This window comes from Streptomyces sp. NBC_00090 (genome assembly GCF_045160815.1).
Taxonomy (GTDB): Bacteria; Actinomycetota; Actinomycetes; order Streptomycetales; family Streptomycetaceae; genus Streptomyces.
This window is the reverse complement of sequence record NZ_CP108224.1, coordinates 8,341,653-8,358,032: the sequence shown is the minus strand read 5'-3', so window position 1 is coordinate 8,358,032 and position 16,380 is coordinate 8,341,653. Positions and strand designations below refer to the sequence as shown.

Here is a 16,380-nt window from a genome sequence, read left to right as displayed (position 1 = left end):
TGGAGTCCGGGCCCGCACTGCTGTTCCACGCCTGGTCGGTGTCCACGCCTGCTCGGCGCCTACGCCTGGTCCAGCATGCCCTCGCGCAGGCGTTCCAGATTGCGGGAGAGCAGTCGCGACACGTGCATCTGGGAGATGCCCAGCTTCTTGCCGATCTCCGACTGCGTCAGCTCGTCGACGAACCGCCAGTGCAGGATCCGGCGGCTGCGCTCGTCGAGTTCGTCGAGCAGCGGCGCGAGCGTATGGAAGTTCTCGAAGAGCTCGAGCGCCGGGTCCTCGACTCCGATGAAGTCGGCGAGCGCCGCGTCGTCCTCGTCGCCGTCCGGGCCGATCACGGCGGCGTCGAGCGACGTGGAGTTGTACCCGTTGGAGGCGATCCGCGCCTCGATCACCTCGTCCTCGGAGAGGTCCATCAGGGTCGCCAGCTCCGCCACGGTCGGTGCGCGTCCGAGCCGGGAGCTGAGCTCCTCGGTCGCCTTGGCCAGCTCCACCCGGGCCTCCTGTAACCGGCGGGGTACGTGGACCGCCCAGGAGGTGTCACGGAAGAAGCGCTTGATCTCGCCGACGATGCAGGGGACGGCGAAGGTGGTGAACTCCACCTGCCGGGACAGGTCGAACCGGTCGATGGCCTTGATCAGACCGATGGTGCCGACCTGGACGATGTCCTCCCGCTCGTCCCCGCGGGCCACCCGGAACCGGCCGGCGGCGTAGCGCACGAGTGAGGTGTTCATCTCGATCAGGGTGTTACGTGCGTACTGGTACTCCTGGGTGCCCTCCTCCAGTACCGCCAGCTTGTCGAAGAACACCTTCGACAGCTCGCGCGCGTCCCTTGGAGCGACCTCGCGGGGAGAATCGAGTACGGGAAGGTCTCCCGTACCCGTCTCGAGTCCGGCCCTCGTCTCCGTCGTCACCGCAGTCGGCACTTTGATGACCTTCTCTCTTCCGTCGGCAGCCGTTGCCCCCGTGGAGACCTCGCCTACCCCGACTTCCACGGGGCATGTCAGAAAGGGCTCAAGGGGAGGGGGCGTCCGTGAGCGAGAGACGGGCCCGGACGCGCTTCCCGGTTCGCTGCGGCTCCACGCTCACGCTCTCGCACACCGCCACGACGATCTCGACACCGTGCTGTCCGATGCGCCGGGGATCGTGGGGCCGGGCCACGGGAGCGCCGTCGAGCCCGTCGAACACCGAGATGTCCAGCGCGTCCTCGAAGAGTTCGAGAAGCAGCCGACAGGGGCCCGGCGCGTGCCGCACCGCGTTGGTCACCAGCTCGCTGACCACCAGACGCGCCAGGTCGACGCGGTCCCGGGAAACCTCTCCCCCTCCCACGGCCGGTGCGGCGGCGAGGAATCCGGCGGTGAAGTCGCGGGCGGACGCGATCACGTTCTCCCCCGGCTCCCCCGCGTCGGCGCCTTCGTAGGTCACGCTCGCCGAAAGCGACGGACCGCACACCGCGCCCCTCCTGGTGATCACCTCACCCATCGCTCTACCTCCCTCACGCCACTGTCGTTCTCCCCACCCTGACCATCGCGTTTCCCGCGCACGCCCGTCCCACACCACGCAAGCCCGACAATTACGGGGGGCGACGGGGACAGGGGGGCTCCCGGCTCGGTGAAACTCCACCCGGGAGCGCTCCCATTCTGGCAACGCGACACGGATGACGACCGACCCTTTCATACGCCGTTACCTGCCGTCGGACCGCGCCCGACTCGCCGACATCCGTGTCAGAACCCGCCCACGAGGGCGGCGACTCCTCCGGGCGTCCGGCGGTGGCCGACCCCGGTCCGGTCTGGTACCCGGGGCGCCCGACGGCCGAAGACACACCGCTCGGCACCTGACGGCTCGCCGGTCCGATCAGAAGGTGTTGCGGCGCCGCATCCCGAACGGCCGGCCGTCCGGGTCGACCAGTACGTGGTGCAGGGGCGTCGCCACCGCCCGCTCCGCCGCGGACATCTCCGGAGCCGTGTACCGGCGCAGACGTCCCGCCGGCCGTGGGCCACGCCGGCCGGACGCGTGCCATGCGTCGAGTGCGGCGGCGGCCTCCTCGAAGGCGCCGAAGGCGAACGCGGGGTCGCACAGTGCGTCCGGCGCCGCCGTCCGCGCCGCCGCCTGCCGCCCCTCGGTCTCTTGGGCGTCCAGGTGCTCGCGCATGAGCTCCAGGCGCAGCTCCCGGGCGAAGACACGCGCGCCGTCCCCGAGGCCTCCGGGGTCACGTGGCGGACGCGGGTCCGGGCTCTCGTCGACGAGAGCGCAGCTGAGTTCGGAGTCGTGGGTCCACGAGCGGAGGTTGATGTTGTCGGAGCCCACGGAGGCCCATACGTCGTCGATCACGCACACCTTGGCGTGCACGTACACGGGGGTCCCGGCGTGGTTCTCCGGCCAGTAGACCGCGACGCGATCGCCGCCGGCGCGACGCAGCTCTTCCAGGGCCCTGACCCGCCCGACCAGGTTCATGGGAAGCGTGAGCCTGCCGTCCTGTTCCGGGACCTTGGGGACGACTCCGATCATCCGGAGTCCGGGGTGCCTGGTCAGAGCCCGGGCGAAGCAGGCCACCACCCTCGGGGACCACAGGTACTGGTCCTCGACGTAGATCAGGGCCCGGGCCCGTCCCAGCGCCTTGAGGTAGCCGCGCGCGATGCTCCGTTCTCCGTCGGGAGCGAAGGGGTACCCGCTCAGCAGCCGGTTCGGATACGTGCGCAGCAGCTGCACGGTGTGCGTGCCGCACGGAACGGGATCGGGGGCCTGCGGCGGCAGCCTGCCCACGTCGGTGTCCTCCCGGTGCAGCAGGGCGCTCAGGCGGGTGGCCGGGCTGCGGCTGAGCGGCGAGGGATCCTCCCATCGTTCGCGGAACACCGCTTCGACGTCGCCGACGACCGGGCCGCGCAGGGCGAGCTGGACGTCGTGCCACGGCGGGTGCGGACCGTAGGCGGCGGCCATGGGCAGGGACTGGCGGTCGCCGCGGTGGGTGACGTCGTCGTTCCGGTTGCGGCAGAGGTCGATTCCCCCGACGTACGCCACGTCCAGCTCCGGGCGGCCAGGGTGACGCAGCACCACCATCTTCTGGTGGTGCGAGCCTCCGGGCCGCACCCGCAGGTCGAGCAGGCACTCGCCACCCGCCTCCGCGATCTCCGCGCCGAGGCGGCGGTTCTCCTGCTCGCTGAACCGGAGGCCGTCCAGGTGGGAGCGCCAGAGCAGCCCCTTGACGATGACGTGGCGCCCGGCCGCTTGGCACAGAACCGAGCCGACCTCGGTTCCCGGGCCGCCGAGCCGCTCGTCGCGATCGCCGCGCCAGTCGGTGAAGAGAAGCAGGTCGCCGGAGCGCATCGCGCGGACGGCCGCGAGGAGTTCCGCGAAGTAGGCGGCTCCGTGGACGAGGGCTTGTGCCTGGTTCCCCGCGGACCAGGTCATGCCGTCCGTGCGGCGCTCGTCCAGGCGGGTCGCGGTGTTGCCGCGTTCACCGGGTAGCAGTAGCCACTCTGCGCGGGTCACGTCGTCGGCCCTCCACGGTGCCGCTCCTACTCTCAGTCGACCGGCCAGGTGTGGGCCGGAGCGTTCAGGTGCATGTACTCGATGTACTGCTGGGTCATCCGCCTCAGCGCCTGGTGCCGGTTCAAGTGGTCGATGTCGTGGATGTGGTGGAACATCTCCGACTGCCACACGGCGCCGTTGCGGCCGCTCACACACCGCTGCTCGATGATCCCCAGCAGCGGCTCCCGCCAGGCGGCGTCCATGCCCAGCCGGTCCAGCCCGCGGTCCGCCAGCTGGAGCAGGCGCCGCAGGACCAGCTCGGTCGCCGGAACCTCACCCATTCCGGGCCAGTACAGCTGGGCGTCGATCCCGTGGCGGGCGGCGGCGTGCAGGTTGTCCTCGGCGGCCGCGAACGACATCCGTGACCAGACGGGCCGGTCCTCTTCGACGAGGGCACGGACCAGCCCGTAGTAGAAGGCGCCGTTCGCCAGCGTATCGGCCACGGTGGGACCCGCGGGCAGCACGCGGTTCTCCACGCGCAGGTGCGGTACGCCGTCGACCACGGCGTAGACGGGGCGGTTCCAGCGGTACACCGTCCCGTTGTGCAGGGTGAGTTCGGCCAGTTCGGGGATGCCCCCGCGCTCGAGCGTCTCCTCCGGGTCCTCGTCGTCGCACAGCGGCAGCAGCGCGGGGAAGTACCGCGCGTTCTCCTCGAAGAGGTCGAAGACGGAGGTGATCCACCGTTCGCCGAACCACACCCGGGGCCGGACCCCCTGCACCTTGATCTCGTCCGGCCGGGTGTCCGTGGCCTGCTCGAACAGCGGGATGCGCGTCTCGCGCCACAGCTCCTTGGAGAACAGGAAGGGAGAGTTCGCGGCGAGGGCCACCTGCACGCCCGCGATGGCCTGCGCGGCGTTCCAGTGGTCCGCGAAGTCGTCCGGCGAGACCTGCAGGTGGAACTGGGTGCTGGTGCAGCCGGCCTCCGGCGTGATCGTGTCGGCGTAGGTCCGCAGTCTCTCCACCCCGTCGATCGCGATCAGCAGGTCCTCGCCCCGCGCGGAGAAGATCTGCTCGTTCAGCAGGTGGTAGCGCGGGTTCTCGGACAGCGCCGCCGCGCCCGCGTCCTTGGTCTCCAGCGTCGGCAGGATCCCGATCATGAGCAGGTGCGCGCCGATCGCCGCGGCCTTCTCCTCGGCATGGTTGAGCGCGTCGCGGATCTCCTGCTCCCAGGAGTCGGGTCCACCCGCGGTGAGCCGTCGCGGCTCGATGTTGATCTCCAGATTGAACCGGCCGAGCTCGGTCGACCAGATGGGGTCCGCGATCGCCTCCAGGACGTCGGCGCTGCGCATGGCCGGCTCGGCGGTGGCGTCCACGAGGTTCAGTTCGATCTCCAGACCGACCTGCGGCCGCTCGAAATCGAAACGTGCCTCTCGCAGCATCCGTGCGAACACGTCGAGGCACGTGTGCATCTTGTTCCGGAACTGGCGGCGGTCGTCACGAGTGAAAACCAGCGCCGGGACGTCGCGTCCCATTCGGCCCTCCCGCGTCTCGTCGGCCCGGGACCTCACCCCTCAGCGTCCCACTCCAGGGGCCGCCCTACCACCGAGGAGCCGGGAGAGCCGTCATTCCTCGAGCGATTCCCCGACACATTCGGAATACGACTGTCAGTTACGCGGAGGTGCTCTGCGTGTTCTCGCGACGGTGCGGTCCGTCGTGCGCGACCATACGGACGCCGCCCCGTGGAACAACCCCAGAGCCGCCCCGTGGAACAACCCCAGACAGGAAGAAGGACGGACGTGTCCGGCAGCGAAAGCGAGAACCCGGTAATCCCCGCCCCCACGCCCACGCCGACCCGGCCGAGGTCGAATCGGGACTGGTGGCCCGATCAACTGGACCTCCAGGTTCTCCACCAGCACTCTCCCCAGTCCGATCCGATGGACGAGGACTTCGACTACGCGGCAGAGTTCGCGACCCTCGACGTCGACGCGCTGAAGCGCGACGTCATCGAGCTGATGACGGCGTCGCAGGCCTGGTGGCCGGCCGACTACGGCCACTACGGGCCGCTCTTCATCCGGATGAGCTGGCACGCCGCCGGGACGTACCGCATCGCCGACGGCCGAGGTGGTGGAGGCTCCGGCGCCCAGCGCTTCGCACCCCTCAACAGTTGGCCGGACAATGCGAGTCTCGACAAGGCGCGCCGTCTGCTCTGGCCGGTCAAGCAGAAATACGGCCGGAAAATCTCCTGGGCCGATCTTCTGGTTTTCGCCGGTAACTGCGCCATGGAATCGATGGGATTCAAGACGTTCGGATTCGGCTTCGGCCGAGAGGACATCTGGGAACCCGAGGAGATCTTCTGGGGGCCCGAGGACACCTGGCTCGGAGATGAGCGCTACAGCGGCGACAGAGATCTCTCCGGTCCTTTCGGCGCCGTACAGATGGGCCTGATCTACGTCAATCCCGAGGGGCCCAACGGCACCCCCGATCCGATCGCGGCCGCGAAGGACATTCGCGAGACGTTCGCGCGTATGGCGATGAACGACGAGGAGACGGCAGCGCTCATCGTCGGCGGGCACACCTTCGGAAAGTGCCACGGGGCGGTCGATCCCGAGTACATCGGTCCGGAGCCCGAGGCCTGTCCCGTCGAACAGCAGGGTCTCGGCTGGCGGAACACGTACGGCACCGGCAGCGGCGTCGACGCGCTCACCAGCGGGCTGGAGGGCGCGTGGACCTCCGCGCCGACGACCTGGGACAACGGGTACCTGGACAACCTGTTCCGGTACGACTGGGAGCTGACCACGAGCCCGGCCGGTGCGAAGCAGTGGACTCCCACGGATCCCGCGGCGCAGGGCACGGTGCCCGATGCCCACGATCCGTCGAAGCGGCACGCTCCGATGATGCTGACGACGGACCTCTCGCTGAAGCTGGATCCGGTCTACGGGCCGATCGCGAAGAGCTTCCACGAGAACCCGGAGAAGCTCGCGGACGCGTTCGGCAGGGCGTGGTACAAGCTGTTGCACCGCGACATGGGCCCCCTCTCACGCTACCTCGGCCCGTGGATCCCGGAGCCGCAGCTGTGGCAGGACCCCGTCCCCGAGGTCGATCACCCGCTGGTCGGGGACGAGGACGTCGCGGCCCTCAAGGCCAGGATCCTCGAGTCGGGGCTGTCCGTCCCCCAACTGGTCACCACCGCCTGGGCGTCGGCGGCCAGCTTCCGCGGCACCGACAAGCGGGGCGGGGCCAACGGGGCACGAATCCGGCTCTCCCCGCAGAGGGAGTGGGAGGTCAACGACCTGCCGGAAGTGGCCGAGGTGGTGCAGGGCCTCGAGCGGATCCAGCAGGACTTCAACCGCTCAGGCGCAACGAAGGTCTCACTCGCCGACCTGATCGTCCTGGGCGGATGCGCGGCCGTCGAGCAGGCCGCGCGGAACGCCGGGCACGACGTCACGGTCCCGTTCGCGCCGGGGCGCACGGACGCCTCGCAGGAGCAGACGGACGTGGAGTCGTTCGCCGTCCTCGAACCCAGGGCGGACGCCTTCCGCAACTATCTCCGGGCGGGAGAGAAGCTGTCGCCGGAGACCCTCCTGCTGGACCGCGCCAGCCTGCTGACTCTGACCGCTCCCGAGATGACGGTCCTGACCGGCGGCATGCGGGCGCTGAACACGGGCTTCGGGCGATCCCCGCACGGCGTCCTCACCCACCGGCCGGAGACGCTGACCAACGACTTCTTCGTCAACCTGCTCGACATGGGCACGGAGTGGAAGCCGTCGGCCTCGCAGGAGAACGTGTTCGAAGGTCGGGACCGCACCACGGGCGAGGCCAAGTGGACGGCCACCGCCGTCGACCTCGTCTTCGGTTCGAACTCCCAGCTCCGGGCGGTCTCGGAGGTCTACGCGTCCGCGGACGCGGGAGAGAAGTTCGCCCGTGACTTCGTCGCGGCGTGGAACAAGGTGATGAACCTCGACCGGTTCGACCTCGCCTGAGCGCGAGGTCCCGGTCGGCCGCTGATCGGCGGACCGGGACCTCACGCGTTCACCCGGGCTTCGACCGCACCGGTCGACACCCCGGCCTGCGCGACGAGGCGGTCGCGCAGGACCGGGTACGCCTCCTGGTCGATTCCGGCCCCCTTCCCGTCCCACTCCTTGTACCGTGGTGGATACGGGTCCGGTGCCGCCAACTCCCCCGTTTGCCGGCACCGGACCCGCTTTGACCGCTCCCCCGGGGCGGTCAGCTCGTGGCCGCCCCGTTCAGCGCACCCGTCTCGACCGACATCGGGGCCGGTATCGAGGTCGGCGCCCCGCCCTGTGCTCCCGTGTCGAGTACGCCCTTCCGCCTCGGCACGCCCGCTCCATCGAGGCCCGGCCGGAGCGTCAGAGCCGGGCGATCAGCGCGTAACGGACGTCGTCCACCTGGCGTCCCCACAAATCCGCGTGCTCGGACAACGGCTCGACGCGCACGTCGCCGACCAGGGGTTCGACCGCGGCGGCCAGGGTGTCGGGGAGGACCCCGCCGTTCCAGGGCAGCGACTCCGCCCCCGTCACGTACGGCTGCCCGGTCCCGTCGGACTCGCGCCAGCGCCCCTCGACCAGGAGCAGGGTGCCGCCGGGGCGGAGTCTCGCGACCCACGCGCGCAGCGCGGCCTCGGGGTCGGGCAGGGTCCACAGGAGGTGGCGGGCGAGGACCACGTCGTAGCGTTCGTCGCCGGTGGGAGGCGCGGCGGCGTCGCCGACGATGAAGCGTCCGGGAAGCCCCTCGGCGGCCAGCTTCGCCTCCGCCCGATCGACCATCGCCGGTGCGAGGTCCACGCCGGTCACCCGGTGTCCGGCCCGTGCGAGCAGGGCGGAGAGGGAGCCGGTGCCGCAGCCGACGTCGAGGACGTCCTGCGGCGAGGGCGGCAGCCACTCGCGCAGGAGCCGGTCCCACGCGCGGTGGGTGTGCTCGTCTCGCAGCCCGTGGTCGGGCTCCTGGTCGAAGGAGGGCGCGGCGGCGTCCCAGTAGTCGGCGATGAGGCTGGTGTCGATCATGCCCGCATCCTCTCGCCCGGCACTGACATCCCGGGCTCCGGCGACACCGTGCAGGCGCCGAGACCGTGGCTGTGGCCGCGGGCGCGGGCGCGGGCGCGGGCGCGGCCAAGCCCACCTGAACCTCCCCTGTTCGGCGCGGGACCTGACCACACATCAGCACCCGGGCGGCCTTCGGCCGCTGGGAAGTGTCAGGGATCCGCGCGCGTGGTGGCCGGCCGTGGGTCGCCCCCGGCGGCGGCCACCGCTGCGATCGCCGCGAGACCGGCGAGTACGCCGAACAGCTCCGGGTAACCGCCCAGCGGTACGGCGAGCACGGCTGCCGCGAAGGGCGCGAGGGCTGATGCGGTCATGGCGGGTGCGCCGAGGGTCCCGGAGAGCCTGCCGTAGTGCCGCGCACCCCAGCGGTCGGTGACGGCGGTGGCCTGGAGGAGGGTGAGGTTGCCGCGGACCGTCCCCGCCACGATCGACACGGCGACCACGAGCGCGTACGGGCCGGGGGTGACGGCGAGTGCGGCGGTCGTCAGACCTCCGAGGGTGATGAGGACGACCGCCCGGGTCGTGGGTCGGGTACGGCGGGCGAGCGGGGCGTAGAGGGTGCGGCCGAGGGTCTGGCCCGCGCCGCCGAGACCGAGGGCCCAGGCGGCCTGGCCGCTGGTGTAGCCGCGTTCGATCAGGAGCGGGACGAGGGTGATGACGACGGCGTACATCGCGAAGGCCGAGAGGGTGAGGGCGGCCGCGAGCATCAGGAACGGGCGACTGCGCACCACCGCCCGGGGCGTCTCCTCCGTGTCGGTCGGCGTGTCCGGGGCCGGGGGCCACGGGGCCTTGAGGGCGATGGCGTGGGCGGGGATCGTGACCACGGCGAGGATCGCGGCGAGTACGAGGTAGGTCGCGCGCCAGGAAAGGTGGTCGGCGAGGGCGGCGGTGAGCGGTGCGAAGACGGTGGAGGCGAGGCCGCCGGCAAGGGTGACGACGGTGAGTGCGCGGACGTGGTCGGGCGCCCACCAGCGGGTGAGGGCGGCGAAGGCGGGCTGGTAGAAGGTGGTGGCCATGGCCGGCCCTGCGAGCGCCCAACCGAGGAAGAACACCGGCAGGTTGGGGGCCGTTGCCACGATGACGAGGCTGAGCGTGCCCACGGCCGAGCCCGCGGTCATGACCGTGCGCGGACCGCGCCGGTCGATGATCCGGCCGACCCGGATGCCGGTCAGTCCGGAGACGACCAGGGCGAGGGAGAACGCCGCCGTGGTGGCGCCGGTGGACCAGCCCGTGTCCGCCGTGATCTGGGGGTTCAGGACGGGGAAGGCGTAGTAGACGACTCCCCAGCTCGTGATCTGCGTGGCGCAGAGCGCCGGCAGCGCGGCGCGCGGCCGCGACCGGACCCCGGTCCCGGTCGCGGCCCCGCCCGTCCGGGGATGGAGGTCGGTCACGAGCCGCAGGCGGGTGCCGGGGTGGTGGTGCCGAGCTGATCGACGGTCGGGCTGGTGGCACGGCACCCGCCCGCGTCGGTCCCGGAGCCGGAGTCGGGCTGGTCGAAGAGGCCCGAGCCGCGGCAGACCCCGGTCTCGGGGACGACGAGCCCGACTCGCTCGGCGGACGCGCGGTCGCCGGCGATCGCGGCGACGACCGAGCGAACCTGTTCGTGACCGGTGAGCGTGAGGAACGACGGTGCGCGGCCGGAGGACTTCATGCCGACAAGGTAGACGTCCGGCTCGGGGTGGGACAGTTCGGGGAAGGGCCTCTCCGCGACCGGTCCGGTGACCTCGCTCCAGGGCGACGGAGGACGCCGAAGTCGACACCCCTCGACCGCAAGGTCATCACCGTCCCCCTCCCCCTCCGAGGGAGGGCCGGGGCTCTGTGTTCTGGTGATCGGAGTTCATCTGCTGTCGCGGTCCGATGGGGGTCCTGCGTAACCAGGGTCCTTGCCTTCTTGCCGCCGCAGCCCGACCGGCCCCACCTGAACCTCTGGGCCTACAAGGGAACTACTCTTCGGCTGTGATCGACATCGAAGGAGCCCGCCTCGGGGCCGAAGCCGCCCGACGCCTGCGGCAGGCCGACTGCTGCACCATTGAACCCGGCCTCAGCGACGACGAGTTCGAGCGCATCGAGGCCGAGTACGGCATTCGGTTCTCCGACGACCACCGCGCGTTCCTGGCAGTCGGTCTGCCCGTCTGCTCGCCGCCCCAGGAAGGCGCTACCTGGGACAAGCCCTGGCCCGACTGGCGCAACGGCAACCCCGACGATCTCCGTTCCCACCTCGCGTGGCCGACCGAGGGAGTAGTGTCGGCCGTCGAGCACGGCTACTGGCATACCTCGTGGGGCACACGCCCCGCCGAACCAGAGGCCGCCCGGATGGCGGCAGAGGAGCACCTGGCAGGTGTGCCCCGACTGGTGCCGCTCTACGCACATCGGTTCCTTCCCGCAGGCGGCGGAACCTCCGGGCACCCGGTCCTGTCGATCTGGGGCACGGACATCATCTATTACGGTGAAGACCTCGCCGAGTACATCAGCCACGAGTTCGAAGAGGGGCACGAGCATCCCGAGACCTGGAACCCGCAGGCCACCGTCGCCTTCTGGCAGGACTTCGTTCAGTAGTCCATCCGCCCTGCTACAGCTACCACCGATGTGGCGGACGGCGCGTATTCCATGTCGGCGTTGACGACACCGGGCCGGCCCCCCAGCCCTGTGACCCATGTGCTGCCGGCTGCGCGTGATCGGATAGCTGTCACGAGGAGCAGTACCTCCCCCGGTGTGGGCCCGCACGGCCGGCCCGCCGACAGACCACCTGTCTGATCAACCCCAGGAGGACTTGGATGCAGAGCCTGCCTTTTGATCAACTGGGCCGCTTCTGGCGAGGGAATCTCCACACGCACTCCGACCAGTCCGACGGTGCCCTGTCCCCTGCGGCGACGGTGCAGTACTACCGGGACGCCGGGTACGACTTCCTGGCCGTCACGGACCACTTCCGATCCGAGTACGGCTTCCCACTGACGGACACCACGCCCCTGCGCACGGAGGGATTCACCACCCTGCTCGGCGCCGAGCTGCACGCGCCCCGTACGGAGGCCGGTCCTTCGTGGCACATCGTCGCCGCCGGGCTCCCACTCGGCTTCGCACCGCCCGGGCCCGAGGAGAGCGGACCCCAGCTGGCCCGCAGGGCACGAGCCGCCGGCGCGTACGTGGGCATGGCCCACCCGGCCGCCTCCCTCTTGAGCATCGCGGACGCCGAAAGCCTGGACGCCGCGCACGCCGTGGAGGTCTACAACGCACTCGCCGCCCGCGAGGACCGTGGGGACAGCTGGCACTTGACCGATGTCCTCCTCAACCGGGGCCACCGGCTGCACGCCTACGCGGCTGACGACGCCCACCTCCAGCCCCAGGACCCGCCGGGCTGCGCCGCCTGGATCCAGGTCCGCGCCGAGTCCCTCGACCCTGACCAGCTGCTGACCGCCCTCAAGGCCGGGCACTACTACTCGTCCACCGGTCCCGAGCTGCTCGACATCAGCCTGGCGAACGAGCACATCACCGTCCGATGCTCCCCTGTCCGCAAGGTCCTGATCACCGGCGGCGCCCCCGGGGCCCAGGTCGTACAGGGCAGGGACCTGACGGACTGCACCCTGCCGCTGGCGATGTTCCGCGGCGGATTCTGCCGGGTCACGGTCGAGGACGACACCGGCGGACGAGCCTGGAGCAACCCCATCCACCTGGCGCCCACGGCGGGGTCATCCGACACCGGTACGGCCTTCTCCGCCGCCACGTCCAGGGCGCCCGATCCGCGACGAGATCAAGAGCCTCGTCGAGGGCCTCATCGCCGGGATCGACGCGGAGCGGAAGGAGTAGGCTCCGAGACCGAGCTTGCCGCACCGGGATCCGGTCCCTGACCCGCGCCGTCCGCGGAATCGTCCCCTCCCTGTACCTCCTCGGTAACAGACGCCCGACGCAAGCGTGTTGATGGCCGTTCCGGGTCACCCTCTGCTTGCCGGCGAGTACCGAGAGCGGTCGTGAACGGCCGACCACGGGGGAACGACATGAGCAGTCCTGCCCGCATGTCCGACAGGAGCCACAAGAGCCCACGGGGCTGGAAGTCCTACGCCGTCGGGGCCGCGGTGGTCGCCGCGCTGCTCTCGTCCACGGCGTGCGAGTCGGGCGCGGACGGCGGTCCGGACGGGGCCAGGCCCTCGGACCGGCCGAGCGCGACGAGTTCGGCGGAGCCGAGTGGTACGCGCTGCAACCTCTACCACTACCCCCCACGTACAGCTGGGTGCCGATGCCCAGACCACGGTTCCCGTGATCGAGGAGAGCAACATGGACCCGGGGGTCCCCGTCACCATCGCTCCGGGCGAGGAGGCCTACGCCGCTCTGCTGGTCAGCGGTGGCGCCAGGGACGAGTACGAGGCGAAGAGCATCTCCCTCACCCTCCAGGGCAAGAAGCCCGGCAGCGAGGCGGGCGAGCCGATCGACGTCCCCAAGCCCGTGAACACGTTGTACGCGGACGACGGTCAGCTCGTCACCTACTGGACGACCGCTTCGGGCGCGGCCCTCGACTTCATCATGTCGAAGTGACGGCCCTGGCCTCCCGCGCGACCAGGCAGTCCTCCAGGGCCGGGTACTCCTCCGGCTTCGCAATCTCCGTCACCCCGGTCAGGGGTGGTTCCGGGGTGGGGCGCGTCAGGGGCCGACGTGGGGGGCGCGGGCGGCCGACGAGCCGTCACGGACCACTTCGCCCGTGAGGTTGCCGTTGGCTCCCGAACCGAGGAACAGCACCAGCTTGGCGACGTCGTCCTGGTCGGAGAGACGGCGCGTGGGCGTGCCGGCGGCGAGCTTGTCGGTGATGAACGTGGGGATGGCCGGGCGGCTGTCGGTCAGCGTGAAGCCGGGGGCCACCACGTTGACGAGGACGCCGTCCCGGCCCGCCTCCCAGGCGAGGCTGCGGGCCAGCCCGTACAGTCCCGACTTGGCCGTCCCGTAGGGGCCGGGGCCCGGCAGGCCCTCCTCGGCGACGCTGGAGGAGATCAGCACGATCCTGCCCCAGCCACGCGAGCGCATGCCCGGCAGGACGGCGCGCACCTGGGCGGCGGCTCCGATCAGGTTGGCGCTGATCATGGCCTGCCATTCCTCGAGCGGCACGTCCTCGAAGCGGACGCTCGGGTCCGGAGGGCCGTCGCCGCCCCAGCGCACGGCGTTGGCGACGAGGACGTCGACCCCGCCCCACTTCTCGACGACCGTGTTCACGGCCTCCTCGACGGTGCTCAGCTCCTCGAGGTCGAGCCGGACCGCGAGCGCCCGCCCTCCGGCGGCCTCGATCTCGGAGACGACCTTCCCGGCCTTCTCCGGGTTGTTGCGGTACGTGATGGCGACCCGTGCGCCCTCCTGACCGTACGCGCGGGCGGTCGCGGCGCCGATGCCGGTCGAGGCGCCGGTGACCAGGACCACACGGTCCTTGAGTGCGGTGTCCATCGTGCGGGGTGTCCTCTCTTACGGAAGTGCGCGGTGTGACGCCAACGGGCGGCTCACCGCCCGACACGGCGTCTCAGACGGCGGGGGTCTCGGCGGGGACGCGGGCGGCCAGTGCCTTGACCCGGTCCAGCGCGGTGCCACTCGACGCCTCGTGAACGTCCCGGAACCGCGCGAGGAACGGCATCACCGCTGCGTGCGTGAGCTCGGTGTGCACGAACTCCAGGTCCTCCAGACCGAGCACCGAGAAGTAGGCGCGGAGGAAGGGCTCCTGGAAGTCGAACTCCTCCCGGGGGGTGCCGGGGCCGTAGGCGCCGCCGCGGGCGCTCAGGATCACGGCGGACTTGCCCGCGAGCGGGAGCCACGGCAGGGTCACCCGGTCCATCCAGGTCTTCAGGGCGCCCGGGACGGTGAAGTTGTACATGGGCGTCCCGATGACCAGGACGTCCGCCGCGAGGAGCTCCTCGATGAGGGGGCGGGTCGCGGCCCACGCCCCGGCGAGCTCGGGCGCGGTGGCCACCTCGTCCATGGCCGCGAGGTCGTTCACCCCGTTCAGGGAGGACTGGGTGGCCAGCTTCACCCGGGCCTCGTCGATGGGCTGCACCGGGTCCGCCACCAGGTCGCGGTAGGTGTACACGCCCTCCGGGTGGGCTGCCTTCCAGTGGTCGACGAAGGCGACGCCGAGCTCCCTGGAGAACGAGTCGCTTCGGGCACTTGCGTCGAGATGCAACAGCTGCGGCACAACGATCCCTTCCAAGCAAGACGATCCGACATCTAGATCAGAGTAGGTCGAGATAATCTCAAGTCAAGACGATATTGATCCTTTGCTATTCTGCTGACATGTCCCTCACCACTCCCGCCGACGACCAGGCGTCGGGCAGCCGGCTCCACAGCGATCTGCACTGGCTCTTCGCCAGGCTCAAGCAGGGCCTGGCGACAGCGGAGACCTCGGCCGTACGTGAGCACGGCCTGTCCCTGTGGGGCTACACGGTTCTGATGGCGATCGTCGACGCGCCCACGAGGAGCCAGCTCGCCCTCGCCCAGGCCGTCTCGGTCGACAAGAGCAAGCTCGTCCTCGTCCTCGACGAACTGGAAGCGGCCGGGCTCGTCCGGCGCCGGCCCGACCCGGCGGACCGGCGGGCCCGGATCGTCGAGGCGACCGACACCGGCCGCCGCGTCCTCGACGCCGCGCGCGACGACGTCCGGGCGATCGAGGACAGCCTGCTCTCCGACCTGGATCCGTCGGCCCAGCAGGCACTGCGCACGCTCCTGGGCCGACTCGTCGGCACCCCGGTCGCCCGTATCGAGAACGGGCAGGAGTACGACAACGCCTGCGCCCCGCGGCAGCCCTGACGACGGGGGCTCCGAGTCGGTGCAGGCCCCTCGGCGGCAGGCCTGGCCCCAGGTCCGGTTAAGGGTGCCGAGGAAGCGGGTCTGCCGGCCGAGGCAGGAGGCCGACCGTCCGGCCGCCGTCCGCTCCGGTCCGCCTGAGGCCGCGGCCGCGGCCGCGGCCGCGTAGGGGCACGCGTCAGCCGGCGGGTTCGATTCCCCAGGCGACGGCTCGGGCGGCCGCTGCCGCGCGGTTGGGGAGGTCGAGCTTGGCGAGGATGTGCTCGATGTGGGTGCCCACGGTGCGGGGCGTGATGTACAGCCGCTCGGCGATCTCCCGGTTGGTACGACCCGCGGTCAGCTCGGCCAGGACCTGGAGCTCCCGTGGCGAGAGTCCGCCCGGCGACCGGCGCGCGTCCGGTCGCCGGGCGTCCGCGGCCCGTTCGGCCGAGGCGCCCGCTTCGGCCGAGGCCCGGGCGTCCGCGGCCCGTTCGGCCGAGGCGCCCGCTTCGGCCGAGGCCCGGACGACCGAGGCGCGTTCGGCCGGGGCGCCCGCTTCGGGTGGCGGGCACGCGCGGGAGTCCACGGCCGCGGCGAGGGCCTCGGTGAGCAGGGTGACCACGGCGCGCGCCGGGTCGGGGGTGTGCCGCGGCCGACGGGTGCTGATGTTCAGCATGCCGACGTACCGGCCGTCGCCGGCGAACAGGCACTGGGCCACGCCGTCCTCGATTCCGAGGGGGAACAGCACCTCCTGGAAGCCCGGGGATGCCGCCAGGAGCCGCCGGGGAACGTCCCTCATCCAGAGACCGCCTCGGGCCGGGCTGCGGAGCACGGGGAACACGGGGTCGTGGTGGAGGCGGGTCTCGATGTAGGCCGTGGCGTCGTCGGGGTAGCTCCCGGCCAGGGTCGTGTGGCGCCGGCGCAGCGGATCCCACCGGGCCAGGGAGGCGTGGTCGTACTCCATCACCTCCGACAGCGCCGCCAGGACCGTGTCGACGCCGATCGCGCCGCTCACGGCACCCCTGGCGGCGTCACGGACATGGACGGCCGCGTCCAGGATGTCCGCCGTGCTCCGCTGCGCTGTCATCCCCCAAGGATGATCATGTGCCCGGAA

The 16,380-nt window shown here is 71.2% G+C and carries 16 protein-coding genes and 1 pseudogene; 5 read left to right on the top strand and 12 right to left on the bottom strand.

The annotated features are described in order from the left end of the window. Nucleotides 1-59: 59 nt before the first annotated feature. The 4 genes from OG361_RS37130 to OG361_RS37115 all read right to left on the bottom strand — a co-directional run bounded on the left by OG361_RS37130 (nucleotide 60) and on the right by OG361_RS37115 (nucleotide 4,997). Complete coding sequence (locus OG361_RS37130; protein WP_405862642.1) at nucleotides 60-911, bottom strand: RNA polymerase sigma factor SigF; 852 nt, start codon at nucleotides 909-911, stop codon at nucleotides 60-62. 100 nt (nucleotides 912-1,011) lie between these two features. Continuing rightward, nucleotides 1,012-1,479 carry an ATP-binding protein gene (locus OG361_RS37125; RefSeq protein WP_384576418.1) on the bottom strand — a complete coding sequence of 156 codons (468 nt, stop codon included), beginning with the start codon at nucleotides 1,477-1,479 and terminating at the stop codon, nucleotides 1,012-1,014. A 372-nt stretch (nucleotides 1,480-1,851) separates the two neighbouring features. Continuing rightward, complete coding sequence (locus tag OG361_RS37120; protein WP_405860740.1) at nucleotides 1,852-3,486, bottom strand: phospholipase D family protein; 1,635 nt, start codon at nucleotides 3,484-3,486, stop codon at nucleotides 1,852-1,854. Between the two features lie 32 nt (nucleotides 3,487-3,518). Next, a complete protein-coding gene (locus OG361_RS37115; RefSeq protein ID WP_405860738.1) occupies nucleotides 3,519-4,997 on the bottom strand; it encodes a glutamate--cysteine ligase in 1,479 nt (492 codons plus the stop codon). Between the two features lie 264 nt (nucleotides 4,998-5,261). On the opposite strand from OG361_RS37115, the gene katG reads away from it, so the two are divergent. Continuing rightward, on the top strand, nucleotides 5,262-7,445 hold the full coding sequence (gene katG, locus OG361_RS37110) for a catalase/peroxidase HPI (RefSeq protein ID WP_405860736.1): 2,184 nt from the start codon (nucleotides 5,262-5,264) through the stop codon (nucleotides 7,443-7,445). 41 nt (nucleotides 7,446-7,486) lie between these two features. Here the strand turns inward: katG and OG361_RS37105 are convergent, their stop codons facing one another. The 4 genes and pseudogenes from OG361_RS37105 to OG361_RS37090 form a co-directional block, all read right to left on the bottom strand. Further along, entirely contained in the window at nucleotides 7,487-7,639 is a 153-nt protein-coding gene (locus tag OG361_RS37105; RefSeq protein ID WP_405860734.1) for a hypothetical protein, read from the bottom strand. A gap of 193 nt (nucleotides 7,640-7,832) precedes the next feature. Beyond that, complete coding sequence (locus OG361_RS37100; RefSeq protein WP_405860732.1) at nucleotides 7,833-8,486, bottom strand: class I SAM-dependent methyltransferase; 654 nt, start codon at nucleotides 8,484-8,486, stop codon at nucleotides 7,833-7,835. 188 nt (nucleotides 8,487-8,674) lie between these two features. Continuing rightward, nucleotides 8,675-9,913: an MFS transporter gene (locus OG361_RS37095; RefSeq protein WP_405860730.1), complete on the bottom strand. Its 1,239-nt coding sequence runs from the start codon at nucleotides 9,911-9,913 to the stop codon at nucleotides 8,675-8,677. Then, nucleotides 9,910-10,239, bottom strand: a pseudogene (locus OG361_RS37090) (flavoprotein); the annotation flags it as partial. The gene OG361_RS37095 and the pseudogene OG361_RS37090, both read right to left, overlap by 4 nt. A gap of 239 nt (nucleotides 10,240-10,478) precedes the next feature. Here OG361_RS37090 and OG361_RS37085 point away from each other — a divergent pair. Both OG361_RS37085 and OG361_RS37080 read left to right on the top strand, forming a co-directional pair. Continuing rightward, nucleotides 10,479-11,078 (top strand): hypothetical protein, encoded by a 600-nt coding sequence (locus tag OG361_RS37085; protein WP_405860728.1) that lies wholly within the window; start codon nucleotides 10,479-10,481, stop codon nucleotides 11,076-11,078. 218 nt (nucleotides 11,079-11,296) lie between these two features. Continuing rightward, nucleotides 11,297-12,364 carry a CehA/McbA family metallohydrolase gene (locus OG361_RS37080; protein ID WP_405860726.1) on the top strand — a complete coding sequence of 356 codons (1,068 nt, stop codon included), beginning with the start codon at nucleotides 11,297-11,299 and terminating at the stop codon, nucleotides 12,362-12,364. 206 nt (nucleotides 12,365-12,570) lie between these two features. On the opposite strand, the gene OG361_RS37075 is transcribed toward OG361_RS37080, so the two are convergent. Beyond that, nucleotides 12,571-12,714, bottom strand: coding sequence for a hypothetical protein (locus OG361_RS37075; protein ID WP_405860724.1), 144 nt, complete (start codon nucleotides 12,712-12,714; stop codon nucleotides 12,571-12,573). Between OG361_RS37075 and OG361_RS37070 the strand changes: the two genes are divergently transcribed. Continuing rightward, on the top strand, nucleotides 12,699-13,046 hold the full coding sequence (locus tag OG361_RS37070; RefSeq protein ID WP_405860722.1) for a DUF4232 domain-containing protein: 348 nt from the start codon (nucleotides 12,699-12,701) through the stop codon (nucleotides 13,044-13,046). The two genes, OG361_RS37075 and OG361_RS37070, sit on opposite strands and share 16 nt — an antisense overlap. A gap of 105 nt (nucleotides 13,047-13,151) precedes the next feature. On the opposite strand, the gene OG361_RS37065 is transcribed toward OG361_RS37070, so the two are convergent. After that, nucleotides 13,152-13,940 (bottom strand): SDR family NAD(P)-dependent oxidoreductase, encoded by a 789-nt coding sequence (locus OG361_RS37065; RefSeq protein WP_405860720.1) that lies wholly within the window; start codon nucleotides 13,938-13,940, stop codon nucleotides 13,152-13,154. Between the two features lie 73 nt (nucleotides 13,941-14,013). Continuing rightward, nucleotides 14,014-14,679 (bottom strand): FMN-dependent NADH-azoreductase, encoded by a 666-nt coding sequence (locus OG361_RS37060; RefSeq protein ID WP_405860718.1) that lies wholly within the window; start codon nucleotides 14,677-14,679, stop codon nucleotides 14,014-14,016. Nucleotides 14,680-14,777: 98 nt separating this feature from the next. Here OG361_RS37060 and OG361_RS37055 point away from each other — a divergent pair, with 98 nt between their 5' ends. Continuing rightward, complete coding sequence (locus tag OG361_RS37055; RefSeq protein ID WP_384576450.1) at nucleotides 14,778-15,290, top strand: MarR family winged helix-turn-helix transcriptional regulator; 513 nt, start codon at nucleotides 14,778-14,780, stop codon at nucleotides 15,288-15,290. Between the two features lie 175 nt (nucleotides 15,291-15,465). Here the strand turns inward: OG361_RS37055 and OG361_RS37050 are convergent, their stop codons facing one another. Next, nucleotides 15,466-16,353, bottom strand: a complete 888-nt coding sequence (locus OG361_RS37050) for a LuxR C-terminal-related transcriptional regulator (protein WP_405860716.1) — start codon at nucleotides 16,351-16,353, stop codon at nucleotides 15,466-15,468. Nucleotides 16,354-16,380 lie beyond the last annotated feature (27 nt).